Source organism: Kitasatospora sp. NPDC093102 (genome assembly GCF_040683915.1).
GTDB lineage: Bacteria > Actinomycetota > Actinomycetes > Streptomycetales > Streptomycetaceae > Kitasatospora.
Window position 1 is genome coordinate 1 of record NZ_JBFBFA010000109.1, and the last position, 4,777, is coordinate 4,777.

Here is a 4,777-nt window from a genome sequence, read left to right on the forward strand (position 1 = left end):
ATGGTGGTGGGTTCAGTCGCCGAGGCTTCGTGCGGTGCCTGGTCCGGTCCGTGCGTGACCGCCGGCTGTGCCGTCACCGGCGGGGTGGGTGCGGGCTCCGGGGCCGCCTCACCCGGTGCCTGGTGGTCACCGGCCCGGTCCCGGTCTTGGGCGTGGCCCGAGGTCTTCTCGGGCCGGTCGGGGTTCTGTCCCCGGCCCGGCGTCTTCTCGGTGTGGGGTGCAGGTATCTCCGGTGTCGCGTGCGGTAGCTGTTCCGGTCGGTGTGTGGTTTGGGTGTAGTGGTGGGTGGCGCCGCCGATCGCGCCGGTGCCGGTACCCGCGGCGGCGGCGAGACCGAATGCGGTGGGGTCCCACTCTCCGCCTTGCCAGGCGGTGGAGATCACCGTCCCGGCCTCGCCGCCGATCGCGCCGCCGAGGGCCCCGCCGGCGACCTTGCGCAGCAGGTCCGGACCGGCCAGACGGTCGCCGAGTCCGCGTCCGGCCACATCCCCGATGCCGCCGGCAAGGCCGCCCACGGCGGAGATCAGCAGCGAGGTGACGTCCAGCCCCTGCCGGTACTTCGCCGCCTCGATCGCCTGCACCAGGGCGTCCTGCCCGAGGCCGAACAGCGCGCCCGAGCGCATCGCCGCCAGCAGCTCGGCCACGATCTCACCCACAGACCGCCGACCACCGGCCACCACCGCCGGCACCAGCGTCGCCGAGGCCCCGCCCGTCGCGGCCATCGCCCACACGAGCTGGGCGACCGTCCACAGGGTGATCGCCGCGGTGAACCCCATCATCAACTGCGCCCGGTCGACCTCCCGGGCCTGCTCCTCCAGTGCGGTGGCGCCCTCGTCCAGGGTTTGGGCGCCATCGCGGGCCGTCGACCCGACACCGACCAGGGTGGAGGCCATCATCGCCCCGGCCCCGGGCATCGCCACGCCCGCACCCGCCACGGCCCGCTCGACAGCGAGGGCGCGGTCGTTCACCAGCGCGGCGGCTCGGCGTAGTGCGCCGGCGCCGGCCAACAGCCCGGTCACGTCCGCCTTCGGGTACGACGTCCCGGAGATCACGCCCATCAGCCACGCCCACCACGGCGGCGTCTGCTTGCCCGAGCTCCCCAGATTGATCAGACCGGACAGCAGGTCGCCTGCGGGGGACTTCGACACCAGGAAACCTTCCACACGCCAAGGGGGAAACCACGACCGCGCCCGTCCGCGACCGGGATCGGATCGGATCGGATCGGATCGGATCGGCGGGAGCATGACCGTGAAGCAGAACGTGACACACCGACGGAAGTGTTCAAGCAGGGCGATGCGTTGTCGCCCCCGTCACATCAAGGGGCAGGGGCAGGACCGCGGCCGAGGCCTCGCGCGGGCGCGCCGTCGGGGCCTTCTCGGAGTGGCAGGTGACCAGGGTGGCGTCGATGTCCAGGACCAGGCCGGGCAGTTCACGACCGCCAGCATGTGATGCGGGTATGGCGCGTCCGGTCTCGTCGGCTTGCAGCCGGGCTACTTCCCGGGCCCTGGCCCGCGCTGCCCGCAGGGCGTTCAGGGCTGCCTCGTCGATGTCGGCCAGCACCCGCCAGGCGGTCGGGGTTGAGGCGATAGGACCGAACACGCCGGCCTGGTCGCGCAGCACGGCCAGGTCCCGGATCGGCTCGCCGCCGTCGGCGAGCATCACCGCCAGGTCCACCGCGACGCGGCCGGGATCATGCCCGGTCCCGCGCGGCCGCAACCGGTACAGAGCGTCGGAGAAGGCATTGGTCAGCGTGGTGACGTCGGCCGGATCCGCGAGAAGACGCGAGCCGGCGTGGCTGACCACCCCGTGCCCGTCGGTGCTGACGACGAGCTCGGGGCGTGACCGGGTGGTGTGCACGCGGAAAGTGCCTTCCCGGTGGTACGACCGGGACCTTAGACAAGCCTCATCGTTGCAGTTCAGAAGGCACTTTCGCTTTTTTGATCACGATCCGGACGCGACCCCGGATGAAACGCGCAGGTCAACTGCACCTACTGCTCCAGGCGGGGGTCGTCGATGCTGACGGTGACGATCCCGGGCGGATACAGCTCCGGATCGGCCGTCAGGATCAGGTGCTGCTGCGGACGCATCGGGGTGGGCAGGCTCGCGGCGATGGCGTGGGCCAGGTCTTGGCCGCCGTAGCCGTCGCGGACCATGGTCGCCACCACCACGGCGGTGCTCGCGTCCAGGGGATCGAAATCGAGCGCGGGCAGCGCCAGAACCGCGTGCGCCGCGCCCTCGTCCTTGATCTCGGCCTCGACCAGACACAGCACCGGCACCACCAGATGCTGGAAAGGGCTGCGCAACGCGGAGTCCACGATCCGGTGCAGCCGCGGGTGGCCTTCGGCCAGCGCGGTCAGAGCGCTGGAATCCAGAATGATCACGCGCTGCGCCTCGGGACGACCCTGGCGCGCGCGTCCGCCGCGGCGATGCCGTAGACCCGCTGCAGCAGGTCCGGGCCCTCGTCCAGCTCCGTGTCCGTGAGGGTCATCCCGAAGTGCTCGCGCAGCAGCCGGCGGCCCTCGGCAACGCGTTCGGCGATCTGCTCCGCGGTGGGCTGCTGCTCCACCAGCAGGCTCACCTGGGCGCCGATCGTAGTGCCGCGGGCCGCCGCGAGAGCGGCCAGCCGGTCACGCGTATCAGGGGAAACCTTGATCGTTGCATCGGCCATACCGCGATGGTACACCGGTGGTACACCGATGGTGTACCGATCTGTCCGGCCTCGGAAGCGGAGCTCGCATCACCCGCAACCTGAACGTCAGCGGCCGGCGCGGACCAGGCGCTCGGGGGACAGGTCGCCGCGTACGCGCTTCACCTTCGGCCGATGCCGGTACCGCGCGAACTCGGCCCGCTCGTCGGTCTCGATCTCGACGACCACCTCGGGCTTCACCGTCGGGAAGGCGACCGGCGGGCTTCCCGGCAGGCCGCCCACGGCCCCGGGCAGCTCGGCCAGGTCGCTGCCCGCCGGGTGCAGCAGCGGGGCCGGCTCGAAGCGCTGCGCCTAGCCCAGGGGAAGGCTGACCGGCCTGGCCCGCCTGTCCTACGTCCAGGCCCGCGCGCTGCTCGACCAGCGCACCACGCATGCGGGGCCGGGCAGCGGCTGGGACCTGCACGAGTATCGGCACCCCGGGCTGACGCACCTCGGCGAGCAGGGCGCGTCCGAGCTGGTGCTGATGGCCAAGTCCCGGCACCGGAAGCCGGGGAACGTCCGCCGGTACTTCAAGCCCTCCGCCGGGGCGATCTCCGAGGTGACCAGCTTCCTGGCGCCCGGGGACGCCCGCCGGTGAGGCCGGCCGGTGGGGTGCCCTCCTGGGCGGCAGCGCCACCGGGTAGGTGGGCTCGGTACGGTGCTCAGCCGGGGGACTTCAACCTTTGGGTCTGCTTCGCAATGGAGTCCTTGGTGCAGGCAGTGAGCGTGGAGAACACTTTCCCCTGGGGGATGAAGACGCAGGTGGGAGAGGAGGAAATCGACCGGGTCGTCGCCAGGGCTTCGGCCTGATCGATGTCGATCGTGATGAGCTGAACGCTTCCGTCGGCGTGTCACGTTCCTCCGCTCGGTTGCGTTCCTTCCAATCCGGTCCCGGACCCCGCCGGTCACGGGTGCGGCTTCCCCCTTGGTGATTGGAAGGTTTGTGGTGTCGAAGTCCCCCGCAGGCGATTGGCTGTCCGGTCTGATCAACCTCGGAGGGTCGGGCAAGCAGACACCGCCGTGGTGGGCGTGGCTGATGGGCGCGATCTCCGGGACGTCGTACCCGAAGGCGGACGTGGAGGGCCTGCTGGCCGGCGCCGGCGCACTACGCCGAGCCGCCGCGCTGGTGAACGACCGCGCCCTCGCTGTCGAGCGGGCCGTGGCGGGTGCGGGCGTGGCGATGCCCGGGGCCGGGGCGATGATGGCCTCCACCCTGGTCGGTGTCGGGTCGACGGCCCGCGATGGCGCCCAAACCCTGGACGAGGGCGCCACCGCACTGGAGGAGCAGGCCCGGGAGGTCGACCAGGCGCAGTTGATGATGGGGTTCACCGCGGCGATCACCCTGTGGACGGTCGCCCAGCTCGTGTGGGCGATGGCCGCGACGGGCGGGGCCTCGGCGACGCTGGTGCCGGCGGTGGTGGCCGGTGGTCGGCGGTCCGTGGGTGAGATCGTGGCCGAGCTGCTGGCGGCGATGCGCTCGGGCGCACTCTTCGGGGCTGGGCAGGACGCCCTGGTGCAGGCGATCGAGGCGGCGAAGTACCGGCAGGGGCTGGACGTCACCTCGCTGCTGATCTCCGGGGTCGGCGGCCTTGCCGGCGGCATCGGGGATGTGGCCGGACGCGGACTCGGCGACCGTCTGGCCGGTCCGGACCTGCTGCGCAAGGTCGCCGGCGGGGCCCTCGGCGGCGCGATCGGCGGCGAGGCCGGGACGGTGATCTCCACCGCCTGGCAGGGCGGCCCGTGGGACCCGACCGCATTCGGTCTCGCCGCCGCCGCGGGCGCCGGCACCGCAGCGATCGGCGGCGCCACCCACCACTACCAACAGGCCAGACACTCCACCACCCCGCAGGCACAGGAGAGCACTGCACCCCACACCGAGAACAACCCGGGCCAAGGACAGCACCCCGACCGGGCCGAGAAACTCCCAGGCCACGCGCCGGACCAGGACCAGGAGCCTGCCGGCGACCACCAGGCACCGGGCGAGCCGGCCCCGGAACCCGCACCCACCCCGCCGGTGACGGCACAGCCGGCGGTCACGCACGGACCGGACCAGGCACCGCACGAAGCCTCGGCGACTGAACCCACCACCAT

Annotated in this window: 4 protein-coding genes and 3 pseudogenes; 2 read left to right on the forward strand and 5 right to left on the reverse strand. The window is 72.2% G+C overall.

Annotation, left to right across the window (positions count from 1 at the left end):
* The 5 genes and pseudogenes from AB0O11_RS39005 to AB0O11_RS39025 form a co-directional block, all read right to left on the reverse strand.
* Positions 1-1,148: pseudogene (locus AB0O11_RS39005) on the reverse strand (hypothetical protein); the annotation flags it as partial.
* Between the two features lie 223 nt (positions 1,149-1,371).
* Positions 1,372-1,920: pseudogene (locus AB0O11_RS39010) on the reverse strand (transposase); the annotation flags it as partial.
* A 68-nt stretch (positions 1,921-1,988) separates the two neighbouring features.
* On the reverse strand, positions 1,989-2,381 hold the full coding sequence (locus AB0O11_RS39015) for a hypothetical protein (protein WP_363397300.1): 393 nt from the start codon (positions 2,379-2,381) through the stop codon (positions 1,989-1,991).
* Complete coding sequence (locus tag AB0O11_RS39020; protein WP_363397302.1) at positions 2,378-2,668, reverse strand: hypothetical protein; 291 nt, start codon at positions 2,666-2,668, stop codon at positions 2,378-2,380. The genes AB0O11_RS39015 and AB0O11_RS39020 overlap by 4 nt, the downstream gene beginning before the upstream one ends.
* 87 nt (positions 2,669-2,755) lie before the next feature.
* Positions 2,756-2,929 (reverse strand): hypothetical protein, encoded by a 174-nt coding sequence (locus AB0O11_RS39025; RefSeq protein ID WP_363397304.1) that lies wholly within the window; start codon positions 2,927-2,929, stop codon positions 2,756-2,758.
* Between the two features lie 88 nt (positions 2,930-3,017).
* On the opposite strand from AB0O11_RS39025, the pseudogene AB0O11_RS39030 reads away from it, so the two are divergent.
* Both AB0O11_RS39030 and AB0O11_RS39035 read left to right on the forward strand, forming a co-directional pair.
* A pseudogene (locus tag AB0O11_RS39030) lies at positions 3,018-3,284 on the forward strand (site-specific integrase); the annotation flags it as partial.
* A 348-nt stretch (positions 3,285-3,632) separates the two neighbouring features.
* The coding region (locus tag AB0O11_RS39035; RefSeq protein ID WP_363397307.1) for a hypothetical protein at positions 3,633-4,777 on the forward strand (1,145 nt) is incomplete at its 3' end.